We start from the raw sequence: 19,415 nt of genomic DNA, 5'->3' as shown, positions 1-19,415 counted from the left end.
CTATGAGCGCGTGCGGGCGCCACTACGTAAGCTGTGCCACGTCGAACGGACGAGGGGACGGACATGGCGATGATGCGGCTCCGACGCGAGGATCCGCGGATCGTCGGGTCGTTCCGGCTCCACCGCAGGCTGGGGGCCGGCGGAATGGGCGTCGTGTACCTGGGGTCCGACCGGCGCGGCCAGCGGGTGGCCCTGAAGGTCATCCGGCCCGACCTCGCCGAGGACCAGGAGTTCCGCTCGCGGTTCGCCCGCGAGGTGTCGGCGGCCCGGCGGATCCGCGGCGGCTGCACGGCCCGGCTCGTCGCCGCCGACCTGGAGGCCGACCGCCCCTGGTTCGCCACCCAGTACGTCCCCGGCCCCTCCCTGCACGACCGGGTCGCCGAGGAGGGTCCGCTGCGCGCCGCCGACGTGGCCACCATCGGGGCCGCGCTCTCGGAGGGCCTGGTCGCCGTCCACGAGGCCGGCGTCGTGCACCGGGACCTCAAGCCGTCCAACATCCTGCTCTCCCCCAAGGGCCCCAGGATCATCGACTTCGGCATCGCCTGGGCCACCGGCGCCAGCACCCTCACCCACGTGGGGACCGCCGTCGGGTCGCCCGGCTTCCTCGCCCCCGAGCAGGTGCGCGGCGCCGCCGTCACCCCCGCCACCGACGTGTTCTCGCTCGGCGCCACCCTGGCGTACGCGGCGATGGCCGACTCCCCCTTCGGGCACGGCAGTTCCGAGGTCATGCTCTACCGGGTCGTGCACGAGGAGCCGCAGCTGCACGGCGTGCCCGACGCGCTGGCGCCACTGGTCAGGGCCTGTCTCGCGAAGGACCCCGAGGACCGGCCCAGCACCCTTCAGCTGTCGATGCGGCTCAAGGAGATCGCGGCGCGCGAGGCGCAGGGGCTGCCCGTCTCCCGGCCGCCCGTGCAGCGGGAGCGGTCCGAGGAGCGCAACACCGTCCGGCCGACGGAGCGGTACACCGAGTACACCGAACGGGACACGCGCGGGCGTGGGCCCGAGCGGGCGGGCGAGCGCGGTCCCGAGCGTGGCTCCGACCGCGGTTCCGATCGTGGTTCCGAGCGGGAGCGGGGTCAGGGGCGGGGAGCCTCCTCGCGGTCCTCCGTCGCCGGGCCGCGGACCGGGGGCTCGCGGCCCCCGCAGTCCCGTCCCGGCACCAGGCCCGGCGTCCGCTCCACCTCGACCGGCCGCCGCCCCGCCAACCCCCGGCTGCTGCGGCAGCGGCTCTTCGTCTTCGTCGTCGTGACCCTGGTCGTCGCCCTCGGCATCGCCGCCGCGCAGGCCCTCCAGGGCTGAGCCGAGCGGGCTCGCTACGACTCCGGGCGGCCCGTCGCCACCGCGTAGAACGCCACGGCCGCCGCCGCTCCCACGTTGAGCGAGTCCACGCCGTGGGCCATCGGGATGCGGACCCACTCGTCGGCGGCCCGCAGGGCCTTCTGCGACAGTCCCTCGCCCTCCGCGCCCAGCATCAGCGCCACCCGGTCCAGCTTGTGCGGGGCGGCCTCGTCGATGGAGACCGCCCGCTCCGCCGGGGTGAGCGCGAGCAGCTTGAAGCCCGCCTCCTTCACCGCCTCCAGGCCCCGCGGCCAGCCCTCCAGGCGGGCGTACGGGACGGAGAAGACCGCGCCCATGGACACCTTCACGGAGCGCCGGTAGAGCGGGTCCGCGCAGTCCGGCGAGAGCAGGACCGCGTCCATGCCGAGGGCCGCGGCGCTGCGGAAGATCGCGCCGATGTTGGTGTGGTCGTTGACCGACTCCATGACCACCACGCGGCGGGCGCCCGCAAGCAGTTCGGACGCCTCCGGGAGCTCCTTGCGCTGCATGGACGCGAGGGCGCCCCGGTGCACGTGGTAGCCCGTGACCCGCTCCGCCAGGTCCGGGTCGATCACGTACACCGGCGCCTCGGACCCGTCGATGACGTCCCGCATGGCGTCGACCCACTTGGCCGAGAGCAGCATCGACCGCATCGCGTACCCGGCCTGCCCCGCCCTGCGGATGACCTTCTCGCCCTCCGCGATGAACAGGCCCTCGGCCGGCTCCCGTCTGCGGCGGAGCTCGACGTCGGTCAGGCCGGTGTAGTCGCGCAGGCGCGGGTCGTCGGGGGCGTCGATCGTGATCAGTTCGGCCACGGGGTGCTGCTGCCTCGTTCGGGGTGGGAGGGGGGTGGGGGGTGGGGTGGGGTTTTTCTTATGCCGTCGGCTTGTTCGGGCCTTCCGTCACCACGTCGCCTATGACGATCACCGCCGGCGGGCGGACCTCCTGCGTCCTGACCGTCTCCGCGACCGTCGCGAGCGTCGCGTCCACCCTGCGCTGGGCCGCCGTGGTGCCCTCCTGGACCAGGGCCAGGGGGGTTTCCGGAGCCTTGCCGTGGGCGATGAGCGCCTCCGCGATCTTCCCGATCTTGTCGACGCCCATGAGGATCACCAGCGTGCCCGTCAGCTTGGCGAGCGAGGCCCAGTCGACGAGGGAGCGCGGGTCGTCGGGGGCCACGTGCCCGCTGACCACCGTGAACTCGTGGGCCACCCCCCGGTGCGTGACCGGGATGCCGGCCGCTCCGGGCACCGAGATCGAGCTGGAGATGCCGGGGACGACCGTGCAGGCGATGCCCTCGGCGGCGAGCGCCTGCGCCTCCTCCATGCCCCGGCCGAAGACGAACGGGTCGCCGCCCTTCAGGCGGACCACCGACCTGCCCGCCTTCGCGTGCTCGATCAGCGCGTTGTTGATGGCCTCCTGCGCCATGAACCGGCCGTACGGGATCTTCGCCGCGTCGATCACCTCGACGTGCGGGGGCAGCTCGTCCAGGAGGTCCCGGGGGCCGAGGCGGTCCGCGATCACCACGTCCGCCTCCGCCAGCAGGCGGCGGCCGCGCACCGTGATGAGGTCCGGGTCGCCGGGGCCGCCACCGACCAGGGCCACGAACGGGGTGCGGGCGCGGTGCTGGGGCGCCGCGATCGAACCGTCCCGCAGGCCCTCCACGATCGCGTCCCGCACGGCAGCCGAGCGGCGCGGGTCGTGGCCGGTGAGCACCGCCACGGTGACGCCGTCGCCGCGGCCGGTGGCCGGGGTCCAGGCGGTGGCCGCCTCGGCGTCGTCCGAGCGCACGCACCAGGTCCGGGTCCGCTCGGCCTCGGCGGAGGCGGCGGCGTTCGTGGCGGGGTCGGTGGTGGCGACCAGGACGTACCAGGCGTCGGCGAGGTCGCCGTCCTCGTACCGGCGCTTGATCCAGGTGATCTCGCCCGTCTCCGCCATCACGTCCACGGACGGGGTCGCGGAGGGGGAGATCAGGGTGACGTCGGCGCCCGCGGCTATCAGGGCGGGGAGACGGCGCTGGGCGACCTGGCCGCCGCCGAGGACGACCACGCGGCGGCCGGCGAGGCGGAGGCCCACCGGGTAGGCGGGGATCGTCGCCTTCTCGGCGTGCGCGGTGGGATCGACGTGCTCGGCCATGGGTGAGCGGCTCCTCGGGGCGTGGCAGGTGCGGCCGCTGCGGCGGTGGAGCGGCTGGTGGGACGCTGTTTCGGGTCCCACGATATCGGTGGCCCCGGGGTGTCACCCTGTGACGGATCTCCCCGCCGTGGAGCGTGACGTGGGGGCCGCTCCGGGATCGCATTCGGGACTGCATGGTTCACGGCGCCCCGGGCCCTTGAAAGGTGGACCCGCCGGTCGCGCCACACCTCACGCTTTACGTCCCGAACGCGACCCCTGCGCGGCCCCCGCTCGCCTAAGTGGGTGGGAGCCGCGCCGTGGTGCTACTTCTCGGTGACTCCCGCCGAGTCGAACGTGGCCACCTCGTGCATCGCGCGGGCCGCGCTCTGCACCAGCGGGAGCGCGAGCAGGGCGCCCGTGCCCTCGCCGAGGCGGAGGTCCAGGTCGACCAGGGGGCGCAGGCCCAGCTTGTTCAGGGCCGCCACGTGGCCCGGCTCGGCGCTGCGGTGGCCCGCGATGCAGGCGGCGAGCGACTCGGGCGCGATCGCCCGGGCCACGAGGGCCGCCGCCCCGGTGGAGACGCCGTCGAGGACGACCGGGGTACGCAGCGAGGCCGCGCCCAGGATCAGGCCCACGAGGGCCGCGTGCTCCAGGCCGCCGACCGCCGCGAGGGCGCCGATCGGGTCCTCCGGGTCCGGGGTGTGCAGGGCGAGGGCGCGGCGGACCACGTCCACCTTGCGGGCGTGGGTCTCGTCGTTGATGCCGGTCCCCCGGCCCGTGACCTCGGCCGGGTCCACGTCGGTGAAGACCGAGATCAGGGCGGCGGACGCCGTGGTGTTGGCGATGCCCATCTCGCCCGTGAGCAGGGCCTTGTTGCCGGCCGCCACGAGGTCGCGGGCCGTCTCGACGCCCACCTCGATCGCGGCCAGGACCTCTTCGCGGGTCATGGCGGGACCCGTGGTGAAGTCGGCGGTGCCGGGGCGGACCTTGCGGGGGAGGAGGCCCGGGGTGGCCGGGAGTTCCGAGGCCACGCCGACGTCGACGACGCAGACCTCGGCGCCGACCTGGTGGGCGAACGCGTTGCAGACCGCTCCCCCGCCGAGGAAGTTGGCCACCATCTGGCCGGTGACCTCCTGCGGCCAGGGGGTGACGCCCTGGGCGTGGACGCCGTGGTCGCCCGCGAAGATCGCGACGGCCGCGGGTTCCGGGATCGGCGGCGGGCACATCCGGGAGAGGCCCGCGAGCTGGGCGGAGATGATCTCCAGCATGCCGAGTGCTCCGGCCGGCTTGGTCATGCGCTTCTGGCGCTCCCAGGCCTCGCCGAGCGCCTTGGCGTCCAGCGGGCGGATGTTCGCGACGGTCTCCTGGAGGAGGTCGTGCGGCTCCTCGCCGGGCAGGGCGCGGCGGCCGTACGTCTCCTCGTGCACGACCCAGGCCAGCGGGCGGCGCTTGGACCAGCCCGCCTGCATCAGCTCCGGCTCCTCGGGGAACTCGTCCACGTAGCCCACGCAGAGGTACGCGACCACTTCGAGGTGCTCCGGAAGGCCGAGGGCGCGGACCATCTCGCGCTCGTCGAAGAAGCTGACCCAGCCGACGCCGAGGCCCTCGGCGCGGGCCGCGAGCCAGAGGTTCTCGACCGCGAGCGCGGAGGAGTACGGGGCCATCTGCGGCTGCGTGTAGCGGCCGAGCGTGTGGCGGCCGCCCCGGGTGGGGTCGGCGGTCACCACGATGTTGACCGGGGTGTCGAGGATGGCCTCGATCTTCAGTTCCTTGAACTGCTTCGCCCGGGCCTTCGGCAGCGACTTGGCGTACGCCTCGCGCTGCCGCTGGGCCAGCTCGTGCATCGTCTGCCGGGTCTCGGCGGAGCGGATGACGACGAAGTCCCAGGGCTGGGAGTGACCGACGCTGGGGGCCGTGTGCGCGGCCTCCAGGACGCGGAGCAGCACCTCGTGCGGGATCGGGTCGGAGCGGAAGCCGTTGCGGATGTCGCGGCGCTCGCGCATCACGCGGAGCACGGCCTCGCGCTCGGCGTCGTCGTAGCCGGGAGCCGGGGCGGGAGCGGTCTCCGGGACCGTTTCCGGGGCCGGCTCCTCGGTGGGCGCCGGCTCCGGAGCGGGGGCGGGCTCTTCGACGGGGGCCGGTTCCGGGAGGGAAGGGACCTCCGGGGCGGGGGCCGGTTCCGGGAGGGGAACGGCCTCCGGGACAGGGACTACTTCCGGGACAGGGACTGCTTCCGGGACAGGGACTGTTTCCGGGACGGGAACGATCTCCGGGGCAGGGGTAGGGGCGGGCGCCGGTTCCGGAGCGGGAACGGTCTCCGGGAGGGGGGTCGGCTCCGGGATGGAGATCGGTTCCGGGGTGGGGATCGGCTGCGGAGCAGGGGTGGCCTCCTGGGCGGGCGCCTGTTCCTGGGCCCGGATCTGCTCCTGGGCCCGGATCTGCTCCTCGGCCGGGATCTGCTCCTCCGCCGGGATCGGTTCCTGGGCCTGGGCCGGTTCCGGAGTCGGGACGGTTTCCGCCGTCGCGACCGGTTCCGGGGCCTCGGGGGTCTCCTGCTCCTGCGGCTGTTCGGGGGCGGCCTCCGCGATCGGCTCGGCGGGGGTCCGCTCCGCCGGGGCCTCGGGCTCGGCGGCGGGCTCGGCGGGCTCCTGGGCCTGCTCGGTCTCCTCCGGCGCGGGAGCGGGAGCGGCGGCCGCGACGGGCTCCGGCTCGCGCGGCGCGGGCACGACGACCGCCTCGGGGCCGGTCGGCTCCTCCCAGATCTCCGGGGCGGCCTCGGGCGTCGGCTCCGGCTCGGCGGTCGGCGTCGGGGCCAGGTGCGGGGCCGTCGGGACGGTGCCCTCGACCTGGACGAACTGGCCGGAGTGGTCCGGCTGCGGGACGACCGTTTCTGCGGTGGGCTGCGCCACCGGCTCCTGCACGGTCCACGGCTCGGCGCCCTGCGGCGCGAGCTGCTGCTCCTGCGCGATCTCGAAGTACTCGGGGCCCGTGGTCGGCGGGCCCGGGGTCCGGACCGGCACGGGGGCGGGGCCGGTGGCCACGAGGGGCTCCGGAGCGGGCTGCGGGGCCGGGGCGGGCGCGGTGGCCGGGCCCCGGTCGGCGAGCGAGCGCACGACTCCGCCGGTGCCCTCGGGCACGGGCGGGCCCATGTGCAGCGGGCGGCGGGCGGGCGGCGGGGTCGGCGCCGCGGCCTGCGGGGGCACGGGGAGGCCGCCGAGGTCGACGGAGCCCGATTCGTGGCCGGTGATCCCGTGCGCGCCGGTGTCGAGGATGCCGGGCTCGTAGCCGTGGTCGGTGACGACCGGCTCGTACGGGGCGACGGGGACGCCGTGCGCGGGCGTGCCCGCCGGGACGCCGTGCGCCGGGGTGCCGGTGTACGGGTCGAGCGGAACGCCCTGCGGCGGGGTCCGGCCCTGCGGGGCGGTCAGGACGTCGCCGAGGGCGACGGGCTCGGGGAGCGGGTCCGTGAGCGGGTCCGGCAGGGGGTCCGTCAGCGGGTCGCCCATCGGCGCCGGGGGCGGCACGGCGACCGGCGGCGCGGGCACGACGCCCGGCGGGTGCTCGCTCCAGGCTCCCTGGGCGCCCGGCATCAGAAGGAGCTCGTCGTCTTCGGCGGTCTGCTCGGAGGGGTCCAGGAAGGTGTACGCGCCCGGTGCGGGGATGCCCGGCTGCTCGACCATGCCTGCGTTCTCCGGCAGTCCCTCGCCCGGGACCTGGCCGGTGTCCGTCATGCGTACCCCTCGCCCATCGCTTGTGCTCCTTCAGACCTTCGCCCGTCGACAAGAACGAGCGTGCGCGCCGCGCGGCACGAAGGACGCGGACACCTGCACATTGTCCCGGTCCTCGGCCTCCGTGGCAGGAAGATTCGCCACGGTGCGCTGTGGACTGCGCCACGTCGCGCGGTCCCCCCTTGTCGCGTACCACGGCGGCGGCTCCGAAGGGCCACCAATTCAGGACATCGGCACACGAAGCGACGAGCGTCCGGACGCGGTACAACAATCGGCCAGCCTACCCCGCCCGGTGGGGCGGCCGGGTCAGGGGGCGCGTTCGATCCTGCGTCCGGAGAGCAGGAAGACGGCCGAACGATCGCGTTCCGACCAGGTGTCCGGGTCGAGTCCGACGGTCTGGAGGAGGAGGATCTCGACGGCGTAGCCGCCGGCGGCGGTGAGGGCGGCCCCGACGGCCTCGGCCTCGTCGCGGGTGGAGGCGTGGGCGACGATGCGCTCCGGGCGCCGGTCGGCACAGGCGGTGACGACCTGGACGCCGCCGGCCGCGATCCGTACGACGTCGGGTTCGGGCAGGCTCTCCAGGACGTGCGGGGCGCGGCCCCGGACGGTCTGGAGGGGGACGCCGTGGCGGCGGGCGGCGGCCTCGGTGCGGGCGCAGGCGGCCGGGTCGAGGTCGACGGCGATGACGGCGGCGCCGAAGCGGGCGGCCTCGACGGAGAAGGCGCCGCCCGCGCAGCCGATGTCCCAGACGAGGTCGCCGGTGCGGGGCCCGAGACGGGCGAGTTGGGCGGCTCGGAGGGCGGGGTCCTCGCCCGCCTTCGGGCGGGCCTGATCGGGCCCGGGGCCGTGCCCCTCGGAGTCGTACTCCTCCGTGGGGAGGCCCCAGCCCCGGACGGGGCGGACGGACGGGTCCTGGCCCGCCAGCCAGGGGGCGGTCGGGGTGCCGCCGCCCCCGCCGATGACGAGGACGACGTTCGGGTCGCTCCAGGTGTGGTCGGCGGCCTTGTCGGAGGTGAGGACGGAGACCCGTTCGCGGTCGGTGCCGAGCTGCTCGCAGACGACGAAGGTGCGGTGGACCCCGTCGAGGAGGAGGGCGAGTTCGGCGGGGCCGGCGCCCGGCGAGGTGAGGACGGCGACCTTGGGGTGGGCGCGGCAGACGTTGACGGCGCGGCGCAGGGTGCGCTGGTGGGCGACGACGATCCGGGCGTCCTCCCAGGGCATGCCGGCCCGGGCGAAGGCGGCGGCGACGGAGGAGACGGCGGGGACGACCTCGACCTCCAGGCCGTGCTCGGGGGCGCGCAGGGTGCGGACGACGCCGAAGAAGCCGGGGTCGCCGTCGGCGAGGACGACGGCGGTGCCGCGGTGGCCGGCGATGCGGCGGGCGGCGAGGTCGACGCTGCCGAGGCGGATGCGCTCGGCGGCGGGGGGCACCTCGGGCCGGGCCAGGTGGTGGGCGGCTCCGGCCACCAGGGTGGCGGCGGAGAGCGCGGAGCGGGCCGCCGGGGAAAGGGGCGAGCCGTCCCAGCCGATCACCGTGACGCGGTCGGCCATCGTCGTCTGTCTCCCTGTGGTGTTGTCGCAGGTCGGGGGCGTGCCGAGCGTACCCCGGGAAGGCCCTCGGGAACCTCTGGAATCAGTTCCAGTCGGTGTACGAGGAGTATCCGGCTTCGGCCATCTGGTCGGCGACGTCGTCGAGGTCCTCGGGGAGGAGGCCCCAGAGGATGAAGTCGGTGCGCAGCTCGGTCCAGCCGCCGTCCTCGGTGCGGGTGCGGGCTATGCAGGCGTTGCGCAGGACGCCCTCGCTGATGCAGCCGATCTTCTGGGCGACCTGCTGGGAGGCGGTGTTGTCGGCGGCGGTGCGCAGTTCCAGGCGTTCGAACTTCCGGTCGTTGAAGAGCCACCGGGCGGTGGCGAGGGCGGCTTCGGAGGCGTAGCCCTCGCCGCGGGCCCAGGGGGCGACGATGTAGGAGAGTTCGGTGGAGCGGACGCGCCAGTCGGTGTTGGCCAGTTGGACGACGCCGACGAGGCGCTGGGTGAGGAACTCGGTGACGGCGAGGTCGAGTCCGCGGCCGGCGGCGCGCTCGGCGGGCGCGTATCCGGTGATCCACTCGCGGGCGGCGGCCTCGGTGAAGGGCTGGGGCACGGCGGTCCAGGCGCCGACGAGTTCGTCGTTCATCATCTCGGCGAGGGCGGGGGCGTCCGCCTCCTCGAGCGCGCGCAGCACCAACCGGTCCGTGTTGATGGAGATGTCCGGAAAGGTGGTAGTCATGCGCAGCTCCATGCCGTGGACCGTCCGAATCGACCGTGAACGCACAGCATGCAGCATGCCACCGCCGGTGCGCATGGCCGGGTCGGGTACGGCGGAAGGCCCCGCGCACCGGACGGGGTGCGGGGGCCTTCCGTTCAAGGAGCGTACGGGGGAACCGGTCTGACGGCCCCTCGGACGGCGCTTACTCCTTGGGGGCGCCGAAGGCCGGGATGACCGAGCCCTTGTAGGTGTCCTCGATGTACTTCTTCACCTCGGGCGAGTTGAGGAGCTCGGCGAGCTTCTGCACGCGGGCGTCCTTCTCGTTGCCCTTCTTGACGGCGAGGAAGTTGGCGTACGGGTTGCCCTCGGCCTTCTCCAGGGCGATGGCGTCCTTCGCGGGCTCCAGCTTGGCCTCGAGGGCGTAGTTGCCGTTGATGACGGCGGCGTCCACGTCGTTCAGGGCGCGGGGCACGGTGGCGGCCTCCAGCTCCTTGAACTCCAGGCCCTTCTTATCGGTGATGTCGGAGAGCTTGGCGTTGGTGCCGACGCCGTCCTTGAGGGTGATCAGGCCGTTCTCGGCGAGGAGCTGGAGCGCGCGGCCGCCGTTGGTGGTGTCGTTGGGGACGGCGACGGTCTGGCCGGGCTTGACGTCCTTCAGCGACTTGAGCTTCTTGGAGTAGAGGCCGAGGGGCTCCAGGTGGACGTTGACCACGGGGACGATGGTGGTCTTGTTCTTCTGGTTGAAGTCGTCGAGGTACGGCTTGTGCTGGAAGAAGTTGGCGTCGACCTGGCCGGACTGGGTGGCGGTGTTCGGCAGGACGTAGTCCGTGAACTCCTTCACCTCCAGCTTCAGGCCCGCCTTCTCGGCCAGGTTGTCCTTGACGTAGTTGAGGATGTCGGCGTGCGGCGTCGGGGACGCGGCGACGACGAGGGGCTTGTCGGCGGCGCCGGCCGAGTCCTTGGAGGAGGACGGGTCGGAGGAGGTGCCGCAGGCGCTCAGGCCGAGGGCGAGGGCTGCGGTGGCGGCGACGCCGGCGGTGAGCTTGATGTTCTTGCGCACGAAGAGTGCCTCTTTCAGGTGGAGTGGTAGTCGTCTGGACAACAAGTCCGGACTGTTCTTCGAAGGACGAAGTCGGGGGGCGGGGCGGGACGGCCTCAGGCCGTGCGGCCCCGGCGGGCGAGGAGTCGGACGACTCCGTCGCCGATGAGCTGGACGACGGTCACGATCACGACCAGGACGACCACCGTGACGAGCATGAAGGTGGTGTCGAAGCGCTGGTAGCCGTAGGTGACTGCCTTGGAGCCGAGGCCTTCGCCGCCGACCGCGCCGGCCATCGCGGAGTAGCCGATGAGCACGATCACGGTGGTGGTGACGCCCGAGACCAGGGAGGGCAGGGCCTGCGGGAGCAGGACCTTGCGGACGATGGTGGGGATGCCGCCGCCCATGGCCTGGACGGCTTCGACGAGTCCGTGGTCGACCTCGCGGATCGCGGTCTCGACGAGGCGCGCGAAGAAGGGGATGGCGCCGATGGCGAGCGGCACGATCATGGCGGTCGGGCCGATGAAGGTGCCGACGACGAAGGTGGTGAAGGGGATCAGGGCGATCAGCAGGATGATGAAGGGCAGCGAGCGCCCCACGTTCACGATCGCGCCGACGATCTTGTTCACCGGCCGGTTCTGGAGCAGTCCGCCCTTGTCCGTGAGGACGAGGAGGATGCCGAGCGGCAGGCCGCCGAGGACGGTGACGAACGTGGCCCACAGGACCATGTAGAGGGTGTCGACGGTCCCCTGCTCCAGCAGGGGCTGCATCTCGGACCAGGTCACTTGGCACCTTCCTTCACCAGCACGGTCGCCGCGTCGGACGCCGATTCCCGGTCAGTCGTTTCTTCGGCGGTCTCGACTTCTTCCACGACCTCGACCTGGAGGCCCTGCTCGCGCAGGAAGCCGACCGGGACGACGTTCTCCTCGTACCGTCCGGGCAGTTCGATCCGCATCCGGCCGATCTGCTTGCCGCCGACGGTGTCCATCGCCGCCCCGAGGATCGAGATGTCGATGTTGTACGTGCGGGAGAGCTGGGAGATGACCGGCCGGGTCGCGGCCTCGCCGTGGAAGGTGACGTCGACGACCGTGCGGTCGGGGCCGGTGGGGGCGCCGCTGACCGGGAAGAGCTCGGCGGCCAGCTGGGAGCCGGGGGTGGCGAGCAGTTCGCCGACGGTGCCGGACTCGACGACGCGCCCGTGCTGCATGAGGGCGGCGGAGTCGCAGATGGTCTTGACGACGTCCATCTCGTGCGTGATGAGCAGGACGGTGAGGCCGAGCTGCTGGTTGAGGTCGCGCAGGAGCTGGAGGATGGAGCGGGTGGTCTCCGGGTCGAGGGCGCTGGTGGCCTCGTCGGAGAGGAGGACCTTGGGCTTGCCGGCGAGGGCGCGGGCGATGCCGACGCGCTGCTTCTGGCCGCCGGAGAGCTGGGCGGGGTACGCCTTGGCCTTGTCGGCGAGGCCGACGAGGTCGAGGAGTTCCAGGGCGCGGCGGGAGCGCTCGGCCCCCGATATGCCGAGGATCTCCAGGGGGAGTTCGATGTTGTCCTTGACCGTGCGGGAGGACAGCAGGTTGAAGTGCTGGAAGACCATGCCGATGCTGCTGCGCGCCCGGCGCAGGTCCCTGCCCGCGCGGCGGCCCTTTCCGGCGAGGGCGGTGAGGTCGACGCCGTCGACGGTCACCGTGCCGGAGGTGGGGCGCTCCAGGAGGTTGACGCAGCGGATGAGGGAGGACTTGCCGGCGCCGCTCTGGCCGATCACGCCGAACACCTCGCCCTCGCGGACGTGGAGGTCGACGCCGTCCAGAGCGGTGACCTGGCGGCCGCGCGACTCGTAGACCTTGGTCAGGCCCGAAGTGGTGATCACAGGGGTTTCCGTCACTGTCGAGTGCGCGACGCGGGGTCCGTCACGCACGGGGCATTCGTCATCGGACAGTCAGGCGCACGGGACCGGTCCGGCGGGTGGCCGGGCGTCGGCAGGTGCGCGGGGCGGGCACGGTCCGCCGCCGTGGGGCGGGGGACCGGCGCGGCCGTCGGTCTCGCTTCGGGGCGCGAAAATCGGCGGGGGCCCTCAGATGGCGCACATTCGACACGTACAACGAGCACCGGGCGTCGTGATCGCCTCGGTCGCAAGGGTGCGGCTGCTCGTCGTGGTCATGCCTGCAAGTAAAGCACGCACGGTCGTGGACGAAAGGGGGCTGTCCGAATAGCGGACGCCGTTGAGACGGTATTCGGACAGCCCCGGAGGCTCGCCTTCCGCTTCTTTTCCCTTGCGCGGCCTGCGGGGACGGGGCGGTCGGCGGAAGCGGGCGGGGACCTGCCGGGGGCCCTTCTGTGGCCAAGGCCACGTGGACGCGGAGGGCGGGCGGGGGGCGGCGGGGAGGGCGGTGGGAGGCGACGGGGAAGGCCGCGGGAGGCGACGGGGAGGGCCGCGCGCATCGGGCCATTCGGACCGTAATACCCTCGGGCGCATGCTCGACGCCCTGACGGTCGCGGTCTCCGTGGCCGCGCTCGCCCTCGCCGCCTGGTGCGGCTTCGCCGCCTTCCGCGACCGGCCGACCAAGGACTGGCACTTCATCGGCATGGCCGTGGTGACCTTCCTGGTCCTGGTCCAGTTGATCGTCGGCATCGTGCAGCTCACGCGGGGCGAGAAGGCCGAGGAGGGGACGACGATCTTCGTCGCCTATCTGCTCGGCGCGCTGTGCGCGGTGCCGATCGCCGGGTTCATGTCGCTCGCGGAGCGCAGCCGGTGGGGTTCGGCGACGGTGGCGGCCGGCGCGGTCGTCCTGGCCGTGCTCGAAGTGCGTCTCTACGACATCTGGACGGTGGGCTGACCATGACCGCGACCGAGGGAACGACCCGCCTGGTCAAGGGGCCGGGCATGCTGCTCGTCTGGCTGTACGGCGTGATGTCGGTCGGCGCGGTCTCCCGCTCGATCTACCAGATCGCCACCGAGTTCGACCGGGCGCCGCTCGCGTACTCCCTGTCGGCGGTGGCGGCCGTCGTCTACGTCTTCATCACGTACACGCTGGTACGGGGCGGGGAGAGGGCCCGCAGGGCGGCGCTGGTGTGCTGCGCCGCCGAGCTCGCGGGCGTGCTGGTCGTGGGGACCTGGACGCTGGTCGAGCCGTCCGCCTTCCCGGACGCGACGGTCTGGTCGGACTTCGGCTACGGCTACGTCTTCATCCCGGTGCTGCTGCCGCTGACCGGGATCTGGTGGCTGCGGCGGTCCAGGACGGCCTGAAGCCCGCCTGGTGGGCCGTCCCCTAGGCGGCCTTCTCCAGGGTCACCAGGGTGAGCCGGGGGCCGAGCTCCCGGGTGGCGACCTGCGCGTACCCCTTGCTGCGGTAGAGGCGCAGGTTGACCTCGCTGCGGTGGCCGGTGAAGAGCTGGAAGCGCTTGACGGGCGGGGCGGGCTCGGGCGCGGCGCCGCCCTCGGTCGCGGTCGTGGTCGCGGCCCCGGTGGCGAAGTGGCGTTCGATCGCGTCCAGGAGCCGGCCGCCGAGGCCGTGCCGCCGCATCCGCGGGTGGACGATGAGCTTGGCGATCCGTACGGTGCCGTCCTCGTCGACGCGGGCCCGCACGGAGGCGACGACCTCGTCGCCGAGACGGGCCACGAGCCCGTGCCCCTCCTCCAGTTCGGCGCGCAGGGCGTCGAGCGACTGGGTGAGCGGTTCGATGGACCAGTCCCCGTAGAGCTCCGCCTCGCTCTGGTAGCAGAGGTACTGCAGCTTCAGGATGTGCTCCGCGTCCCGCGCGTCCGCCGCTGAGATGGTCACACTCAGGCCCATGTGTGCACGCCTCCCGCTCATCTGTCGATCATCGGTTCAACACACCCTTCCCCGACGGCCGGGGGCGGGAACCTCTGCAGCCAGCATTCTGCGCAGGCATCCCAGGCAACGGGAACGTGTCGGCCCCAGACTCCCCTGTGAGATACCCAACTCTCCTGCGATTTCGAGGTAGGTGGGGTCCTGCGGGTCGAGCATCGCGGTGAGGACACCGGGGCAGCGGCCGGGAGTGCGGGTGACGGCGGCGCGCAGGGCGCGGCGGCCCTCGGCGGCGAGCAGGGAGTGCTCCGGGGAGCCGTGGGGCTCGGCGCCGCCCGGCTCGTGCGCGGGTTCGTCCCGGTAGGGGCGCTCCCGGTCACTGGTCCTGCGGGCGCGGCGGGCTTCGGCCCGGACGGCCCGGCGCAGCCACTCGGCGGGCCGCTCGGGGGCGCCGGTCTCCCGGAGGCGCTCCAGGAGGCGGAGCCAGACGGCCTGTTCCAGGTCCCCGGGGTCGACGCCGGCGGCCGGTGCCTCGGCGTCCGACTCGGCGGCGAGGAGCGGGGCGAGCTCGTCGAGGAGGCGGGCGGACGCGTCGGCGAGGGGGGCGGGAGACGCGGGTGTGGGTGTGGGCGCGGATACGGGTGCCGGTGCCGGCACCGGTGCGGCGAGGGTGTCGGGGGTGGTCATGCCCCGCACGATGCCGGGGCACGCGCCCGTGGTTGCGGTACGGGGCGTAAACCACCCGGGAGGGGGTCGTGCGGGCCCGGGAGGCCGGGCCCGCGGGGACGTCAGCGGCGGGTGGTGAGGTCCGCGGCGGCGAGCAGGGCCGTGTCCGGGTTGTCGGAGAAGATGCCGTCGATGCCCGTCTCCAGGTACTTCCTCAGGGCGCCGAAGGAGTCGCCGTAGGCGTTCGGGTCGGTGCCCCGGCGGAACTCGGCGGGCAGGAAGGCGTTCTCGTTGCGGTGCGTGTACGGGTGGAGGACGAGCCCGGCCGCGTGCGCGTCGCGGACCAGGGTGGTGGGGGCGCCGAGCCGGCCGTCCGCGTCCCGGGGGACCACCAGGTCGAGCGTGGGCCCGATGCCCTTCGCGTACGAGGAGATCCACCGCAGGCCCTTGGGGGTGATCAGGTCCGCGACCGTGCGCGGGTCCCCGGCCTCGGTGAAGTCCCAGGGGCGGCTGCCCGCGCCGGAGAGCAGGACCACGCCGGGGGCGTCGACCAGCTTCGCCAGGCGCTGGATGCTGCTCGGCTCGAAGGACTGGAGGAGGACCGGGGAGTGCGCGCGGTGGCGTCCGTACCGGCGCAGCAGCCGGGCGAGCCGCTCCTCCGGGCCGAGGCCGAGGGCGCGGAAGTAGCTGGGGTGCTTGGTCTCGACGTACAGCCAGACCTCGCGGCCCCGGCGGCGGCCCTCCTCGTCGGCCCAGCGCAGCACCTCCTCGAAGGTGGGGACCGTCCAGCGTCCGTCGTAGAGGGTGTTCTCCTGCCGGTTGCCGGGGATCCGCTCCTCGGCGCGCAGGGTCTTGAGCTCGGCGAGCGTGAAGTCCTCGGTGAACCAGCCGGTGAGCTCGGTGCCGTCGACGGTCCTGGTGGTCTTCCGGGAGGCGAACTCGGGGTGGTCGGCGACGTCGGTGGTGCCGGTGATGTCGTTCTCGTGGCGGCAGACCAGGTGGCCGTCCCGGGTGGGGACGAGGTCCTGCTCGATCACGTGGGCGCCCAGGTCGAGGGCCAGCTGATAGGAGCCCAGGGTGTGTTCGGGGCGGTAGCCGCTCGCGCCGCGGTGGCCGATGACGGTGGGGACGGGGAGGGAGCGGTAGCCGCGGCCGTGCCCGCCGTTCGCCGGGGCGGCGGCCTGCGCGGTGCCGGCGGTGAGGGCCGTGGAGGCGCCGAGGACGGTGGCGCCCGCCGCGCCGAGAACCGTCCGCCGTGCCGGGGTCCGGCGTTCGCCCTGGGTCATGAGGGATCCTCCTGAGTGGACCGTGGTGTGATGTCCCGCACCTGTCGGCGGTGCCCCCGACGCTAGGCACGGAGCCCCTACGGGCGGCAGACCTGCGCCGAACGTGGCGGAAACACGCGTCAACACTGTGTATCCACTCGGTGAACCCGATGTGCGCGCGGTGGTGACCCGCGAGTATCGTCGCCGGGTGCACCGTCGGTGCGGCCGCCTTCGCCCGACCCGCTTCCCACCGGAGGAAACGTTGTCCCGTCTCGCGATCATCAAGGCAGTGCTCGGGCCGGTCATGCGCCTGATGTTCCGCCCCCGCGTGGAGGGCGCCGAGAACATCCCGGGGACGGGTCCCGTGATCCTCGCGGGGAACCACCTGACCTTCATCGACTCGATGATCATGCCGATCTGCCTGGACCGTCCGGTCTACTTCATCGGCAAGGACGAGTACGTGACGGGCAAGGGCCTCAAGGGCCGGGCGATGGCCTGGTTCTTCACCAGCGTCGGCATGATCCCGGTGGACCGGGACGGCGGCCGGGGCGGTGTGGCGGCGCTGATGACGGGCCGCCGGGTCCTGGAGGAGGGCAAGGCCTTCTCGATCTACCCGGAGGGCACCCGCTCCCCCGACGGCCGGCTGTACCGGGGCCGTACGGGCATCGCGCGGCTGACCCTGATGACGGGCGCGCCGGTGGTGCCGTTCGCGATGATCGGCACCGACAAGATCCAGCCGGGCGGGGCGGGCTTCCCGCGTCCGGGCCGGGTGACGGTCCGCTTCGGCGAGGCGATGGAGTTCTCGCGGTACGAGGGGATGGACCGCGACCGCTACGTCCTGCGGGCGGTGACGGACTCGGTGATGGCCGAGGTGATGCGGCTCTCCGGGCAGGAGTACGTGGACATGTACGCCACCAAGGCGAAGGCCGCGTAGGTCTCTTGCGCGTGTGGAAGCGCCCCCCGTACGGCCTGGGCCGTACGGGGGGCGCTTTCGTGTACGGGTCGGCGCGTCAGTGCCCGACGCCGTCCTCCAGCTTCTGGCCCCTGAGCAGGAACCAGGCCGCGACCGCCGTCGCGAGGAGGACCGCCGCGCCGACGCCGGCCGCGATCCGCAGGCCGTCGACGAAGGCCTCCTGGCCGGCCGAGACGAGGGCCGTCGCCGTCTGCGGGGCGAGGGCGCCGGAGACCTCGACGGCGCCGCCGAGGGACTCGTGGGCGGCCGACGCGACGTCCGAGGGGACGCCGGCCGGGACGGGGAAGCCCCGGTAGACGCCGGTCACGATGGAGCCGAGGACGGCGATGCCGAGCGCGGCGCCCAGTTCGTACGCGGTCTCGGAGACGGCGGACGCGGAACCGGCCTGCTCCTTGGGGACGCTGGAGAGGATCACGTCGGCGGTGACGGTGAAGGAGAAGCCGGCGCCGACGCCGACGACGAGCAGGGCGGAGCCGAGCAGCGGGTAGCCGGTGTGCTGGCCGAGGCCGGTCAGGACGGCGAGGGCGAGGCCGACCGCCGCGAGGCCGCCGGACACCACGGACCGCACGGAGAAGCGGCGGGCCACGACGCCCGCGACCAGACCGGCGGTGACCGCGCCGACCGCGGCGGGCAGTTCGGCGAGCCCGGCCTCCAGGGGCTGGCGGCCCTGGACCAGCTGGAAGAACTGGGACAGGAAGAACACCAGGCCGGAGAGGCCCAGGATGGTCAGCAGGTCCGCCAGGACGGCGCCGGAGAAGCCGCGGTGGCGGAAGAGGCGCATGTCGAGGAGGGGCGCGGGCAGGGTGAGCTGCCTGCGGACGAACCAGGTGAGCGCGCCGGCGCCGGCGAGGGCGGCGAGCCCCGCGTCGAGGGAGGGGCCGTGCGAGGCCAGCTCCTTGATCGCGTAGACGACGCCGATCATGCCGACGAGGGAGAGCGCGACGCTGGGCAGGTCCCAGGGGCCCGGGTCCGGGTTCTTCGACTCGGGGATCAGCTTGATGCCGACGAGGACGAGGACGGCCATGACGGGCAGGTTGATGAGGAAGACCGAGCCCCACCAGAAGTGCTCCAGGAGGAAGCCGCCGACGACCGGTCCGACGGCCGCGCCGGCCGAGGCCATGGCGCCCCAGATGCCGATGGCGAGGCTGCGCTCGCGCGGGTCGTGGAAGAGGTTGCGGATGAGCGCCAGGGTGGACGGCATCAGGGTCGCGCCGGCGACGCCGAGGAGCGCGCGGGCGACGATCATCGCCCCGGGGCTGGTCGCGTAGGCGTTGAGCACCGAGACGGCGCCGAAGGCGGTGGCGCCGAGCAGCAGCAGCTTCTTGCGGCCGATGCGGTCGCCGAGGCTGCCCATGGAGACCAGGAGTCCGGCGATGACGAAGGAGTAGACGTCACCGATCCAGAGCAGCTGGGTGCCGGTGGGTTCGAGGTCCTCGGAGAGGAAGGGGGTGGCGAGGCCGAGCACCGTGGCGTCGACCGCCACGAGCAGCACGGCCAGGACGAGGACGGAGAGGGCGAGCCACCGGCCGGGGCGGTGCGCGCCCTCGGTATGCGCCGTGGTCCTGAGGGTACGGGTGGTCACTTCTCCACGCTCCTGCGCGCTCCGCCGAGCAGCAGCTCGACGATCATGTACTGGAAGTCCTTGGGGGCGACCCGGCCGTCCTGCACGGCCCAGGCGCCAGAGCCGACGAGCCCGTAGAGGGCCTCGGTGAGCCAGGCGGGGGTCAGGTCGATCCGGAAGACGCCGTGCTCCTGGCCGCGCCGGAAGAGCGCGGAGATCCGGGCGTCGATGCGCGCCCAGCCCTCGTTCTGCTGGTCGCCCTCGAAGAGCTGGTTCTCAGTGACGAGGAACGAGAGCAGGGGGGCGACGGGCTCGACCGCGGCGACGAGACGGCGTACGGCCTCGTCCTCGGGTCCCCCGTCGATCGCGGCCGCGTCGAGGGCCGCCTCCAGTTCCTGGAGGCCGAGCTCTTCGAGGGCCCGCACCAGGGCGTCGCGCCCGGCGAACTGCCGGTGCAGCGTGGCGCGGCCGATCCCGGCGGCGCGGGCGACCTCGTCCATGGTGGCGGTCGCCTTGCGGGTGAGCAGGGCGGCGGCGGCGCGGAGCACCTGGGTGCGATCGACTGACATGAGACGAGAGTACACCGCATGAGACATTCGTGTCTCATTCAATAACGCGATGCCTCATCAGGGGCGCTGCGGGCGATGACGATGTCACGCCGTGCGACCGCGAGTACGTGGAGCGGAACCACCTCGCCGCCGCCCTGCTCCCGCGTGTCGACGAGCGGATCGGGCTGATCCGG

Annotated in this window: 17 protein-coding genes; 4 read left to right on the top strand and 13 right to left on the bottom strand. The window is 73.4% G+C overall.

Features of this window, described 5'->3' with window-relative positions:
• Positions 1 to 63: 63 nt before the first annotated feature.
• Positions 64 to 1,299, top strand: a complete 1,236-nt coding sequence (locus ACIP5O_RS28510; RefSeq protein WP_401298119.1) for a protein kinase — start codon at positions 64 to 66, stop codon at positions 1,297 to 1,299.
• Positions 1,300 to 1,313: 14 nt separating this feature from the next.
• On the opposite strand, the gene ACIP5O_RS28505 is transcribed toward ACIP5O_RS28510, so the two are convergent.
• The 8 genes from ACIP5O_RS28505 to ACIP5O_RS28470 all read right to left on the bottom strand — a co-directional run bounded on the left by ACIP5O_RS28505 (position 1,314) and on the right by ACIP5O_RS28470 (position 12,308).
• On the bottom strand, positions 1,314 to 2,132 hold the full coding sequence (locus tag ACIP5O_RS28505; protein WP_401298116.1) for a TrmH family RNA methyltransferase: 819 nt from the start codon (positions 2,130 to 2,132) through the stop codon (positions 1,314 to 1,316).
• Positions 2,133 to 2,190: 58 nt separating this feature from the next.
• Positions 2,191 to 3,450: a uroporphyrinogen-III C-methyltransferase gene (cobA, locus tag ACIP5O_RS28500; protein WP_356548422.1), complete on the bottom strand. Its 1,260-nt coding sequence runs from the start codon at positions 3,448 to 3,450 to the stop codon at positions 2,191 to 2,193.
• Positions 3,451 to 3,752: 302 nt separating this feature from the next.
• On the bottom strand, positions 3,753 to 7,160 hold the full coding sequence (cobT, locus tag ACIP5O_RS28495) for a nicotinate-nucleotide--dimethylbenzimidazole phosphoribosyltransferase (RefSeq protein WP_401298113.1): 3,408 nt from the start codon (positions 7,158 to 7,160) through the stop codon (positions 3,753 to 3,755).
• A 303-nt stretch (positions 7,161 to 7,463) separates the two neighbouring features.
• Complete coding sequence (cbiE, locus tag ACIP5O_RS28490; RefSeq protein ID WP_401298110.1) at positions 7,464 to 8,708, bottom strand: precorrin-6y C5,15-methyltransferase (decarboxylating) subunit CbiE; 1,245 nt, start codon at positions 8,706 to 8,708, stop codon at positions 7,464 to 7,466.
• Between the two features lie 82 nt (positions 8,709 to 8,790).
• Positions 8,791 to 9,426, bottom strand: coding sequence for a GNAT family N-acetyltransferase (locus ACIP5O_RS28485; RefSeq protein ID WP_401298107.1), 636 nt, complete (start codon positions 9,424 to 9,426; stop codon positions 8,791 to 8,793).
• 181 nt (positions 9,427 to 9,607) lie between these two features.
• Positions 9,608 to 10,465, bottom strand: coding sequence for a MetQ/NlpA family ABC transporter substrate-binding protein (locus tag ACIP5O_RS28480; protein ID WP_356548426.1), 858 nt, complete (start codon positions 10,463 to 10,465; stop codon positions 9,608 to 9,610).
• Positions 10,466 to 10,560: 95 nt separating this feature from the next.
• Positions 10,561 to 11,229, bottom strand: coding sequence for a methionine ABC transporter permease (locus ACIP5O_RS28475; RefSeq protein WP_356548427.1), 669 nt, complete (start codon positions 11,227 to 11,229; stop codon positions 10,561 to 10,563).
• The gene (locus ACIP5O_RS28470) at positions 11,226 to 12,308 is read right to left on the bottom strand and encodes a methionine ABC transporter ATP-binding protein (protein ID WP_401298102.1); all 1,083 of its coding nucleotides are present in this window, start codon (positions 12,306 to 12,308) and stop codon (positions 11,226 to 11,228) included. The genes ACIP5O_RS28475 and ACIP5O_RS28470 overlap by 4 nt, the downstream gene beginning before the upstream one ends.
• Positions 12,309 to 12,912: 604 nt before the next feature.
• On the opposite strand from ACIP5O_RS28470, the gene ACIP5O_RS28465 reads away from it, so the two are divergent.
• Together ACIP5O_RS28465 and ACIP5O_RS28460 are read left to right on the top strand one after the other, a co-directional pair.
• A complete protein-coding gene (locus ACIP5O_RS28465; protein WP_356548429.1) occupies positions 12,913 to 13,275 on the top strand; it encodes a hypothetical protein in 363 nt (120 codons plus the stop codon).
• Between the two features lie 2 nt (positions 13,276 to 13,277).
• Positions 13,278 to 13,685, top strand: a complete 408-nt coding sequence (locus ACIP5O_RS28460; RefSeq protein ID WP_383439501.1) for a hypothetical protein — start codon at positions 13,278 to 13,280, stop codon at positions 13,683 to 13,685.
• Positions 13,686 to 13,707: 22 nt separating this feature from the next.
• Here ACIP5O_RS28460 and ACIP5O_RS28455 read toward each other — a convergent pair whose 3' ends face one another.
• From ACIP5O_RS28455 to ACIP5O_RS28445, 3 genes are all read right to left on the bottom strand, one after another.
• Complete coding sequence (locus tag ACIP5O_RS28455; RefSeq protein WP_401298097.1) at positions 13,708 to 14,232, bottom strand: GNAT family N-acetyltransferase; 525 nt, start codon at positions 14,230 to 14,232, stop codon at positions 13,708 to 13,710.
• A 36-nt stretch (positions 14,233 to 14,268) separates the two neighbouring features.
• The gene (locus ACIP5O_RS28450; RefSeq protein WP_401298095.1) at positions 14,269 to 14,895 is read right to left on the bottom strand and encodes a sigma-70 family RNA polymerase sigma factor; all 627 of its coding nucleotides are present in this window, start codon (positions 14,893 to 14,895) and stop codon (positions 14,269 to 14,271) included.
• A gap of 101 nt (positions 14,896 to 14,996) precedes the next feature.
• Positions 14,997 to 16,160 (bottom strand): glycerophosphodiester phosphodiesterase, encoded by a 1,164-nt coding sequence (locus tag ACIP5O_RS28445; protein ID WP_401298092.1) that lies wholly within the window; start codon positions 16,158 to 16,160, stop codon positions 14,997 to 14,999.
• A gap of 241 nt (positions 16,161 to 16,401) precedes the next feature.
• Between ACIP5O_RS28445 and ACIP5O_RS28440 the strand changes: the two genes are divergently transcribed.
• A complete protein-coding gene (locus ACIP5O_RS28440; protein ID WP_401298089.1) occupies positions 16,402 to 17,073 on the top strand; it encodes a lysophospholipid acyltransferase family protein in 672 nt (223 codons plus the stop codon).
• Between the two features lie 76 nt (positions 17,074 to 17,149).
• On the opposite strand, the gene ACIP5O_RS28435 is transcribed toward ACIP5O_RS28440, so the two are convergent.
• Entirely contained in the window at positions 17,150 to 18,694 is a 1,545-nt protein-coding gene (locus tag ACIP5O_RS28435) for an MFS transporter (protein ID WP_401298087.1), read from the bottom strand.
• On the bottom strand, positions 18,691 to 19,242 hold the full coding sequence (locus ACIP5O_RS28430; RefSeq protein WP_401298084.1) for a TetR/AcrR family transcriptional regulator: 552 nt from the start codon (positions 19,240 to 19,242) through the stop codon (positions 18,691 to 18,693). The genes ACIP5O_RS28435 and ACIP5O_RS28430 overlap by 4 nt, the downstream gene beginning before the upstream one ends.
• Positions 19,243 to 19,415: the final 173 nt, after the last annotated feature.

The sequence above is a fragment of the Streptomyces sp. NPDC088915 genome (assembly GCF_044749825.1).
In the GTDB taxonomy this organism is placed as follows: domain Bacteria; phylum Actinomycetota; class Actinomycetes; order Streptomycetales; family Streptomycetaceae; genus Streptomyces.
Note: the sequence above shows the minus strand (reverse complement) of the source record. Positions and strands in the feature narration are given on the sequence as shown.

Excerpts from the sequence above, each read along its gene's own strand:
- ACIP5O_RS28510 (WP_401298119.1), top strand. The coding sequence starts at position 64 with ATGGCGATGATGCGGCTCCGACGCGAGGATCCGCGGATCGTCGGGTCG.
- cobA (WP_356548422.1), bottom strand. The coding sequence starts at position 3,450 with ATGGCCGAGCACGTCGATCCCACCGCGCACGCCGAGAAGGCGACGATC.
- cobT (WP_401298113.1), bottom strand. The coding sequence starts at position 7,160 with ATGACGGACACCGGCCAGGTCCCGGGCGAGGGACTGCCGGAGAACGCA.
- cbiE (WP_401298110.1), bottom strand. The coding sequence starts at position 8,708 with ATGGCCGACCGCGTCACGGTGATCGGCTGGGACGGCTCGCCCCTTTCC.
- ACIP5O_RS28485 (WP_401298107.1), bottom strand. The coding sequence starts at position 9,426 with ATGACTACCACCTTTCCGGACATCTCCATCAACACGGACCGGTTGGTG.
- ACIP5O_RS28465 (WP_356548429.1), top strand. The coding sequence starts at position 12,913 with ATGCTCGACGCCCTGACGGTCGCGGTCTCCGTGGCCGCGCTCGCCCTC.
- ACIP5O_RS28460 (WP_383439501.1), top strand. The coding sequence starts at position 13,278 with ATGACCGCGACCGAGGGAACGACCCGCCTGGTCAAGGGGCCGGGCATG.
- ACIP5O_RS28455 (WP_401298097.1), bottom strand. The coding sequence starts at position 14,232 with ATGGGCCTGAGTGTGACCATCTCAGCGGCGGACGCGCGGGACGCGGAG.
- ACIP5O_RS28450 (WP_401298095.1), bottom strand. The coding sequence starts at position 14,895 with ATGACCACCCCCGACACCCTCGCCGCACCGGTGCCGGCACCGGCACCC.
- ACIP5O_RS28445 (WP_401298092.1), bottom strand. The coding sequence starts at position 16,160 with ATGACCCAGGGCGAACGCCGGACCCCGGCACGGCGGACGGTTCTCGGC.
- ACIP5O_RS28430 (WP_401298084.1), bottom strand. The coding sequence starts at position 19,242 with ATGTCAGTCGATCGCACCCAGGTGCTCCGCGCCGCCGCCGCCCTGCTC.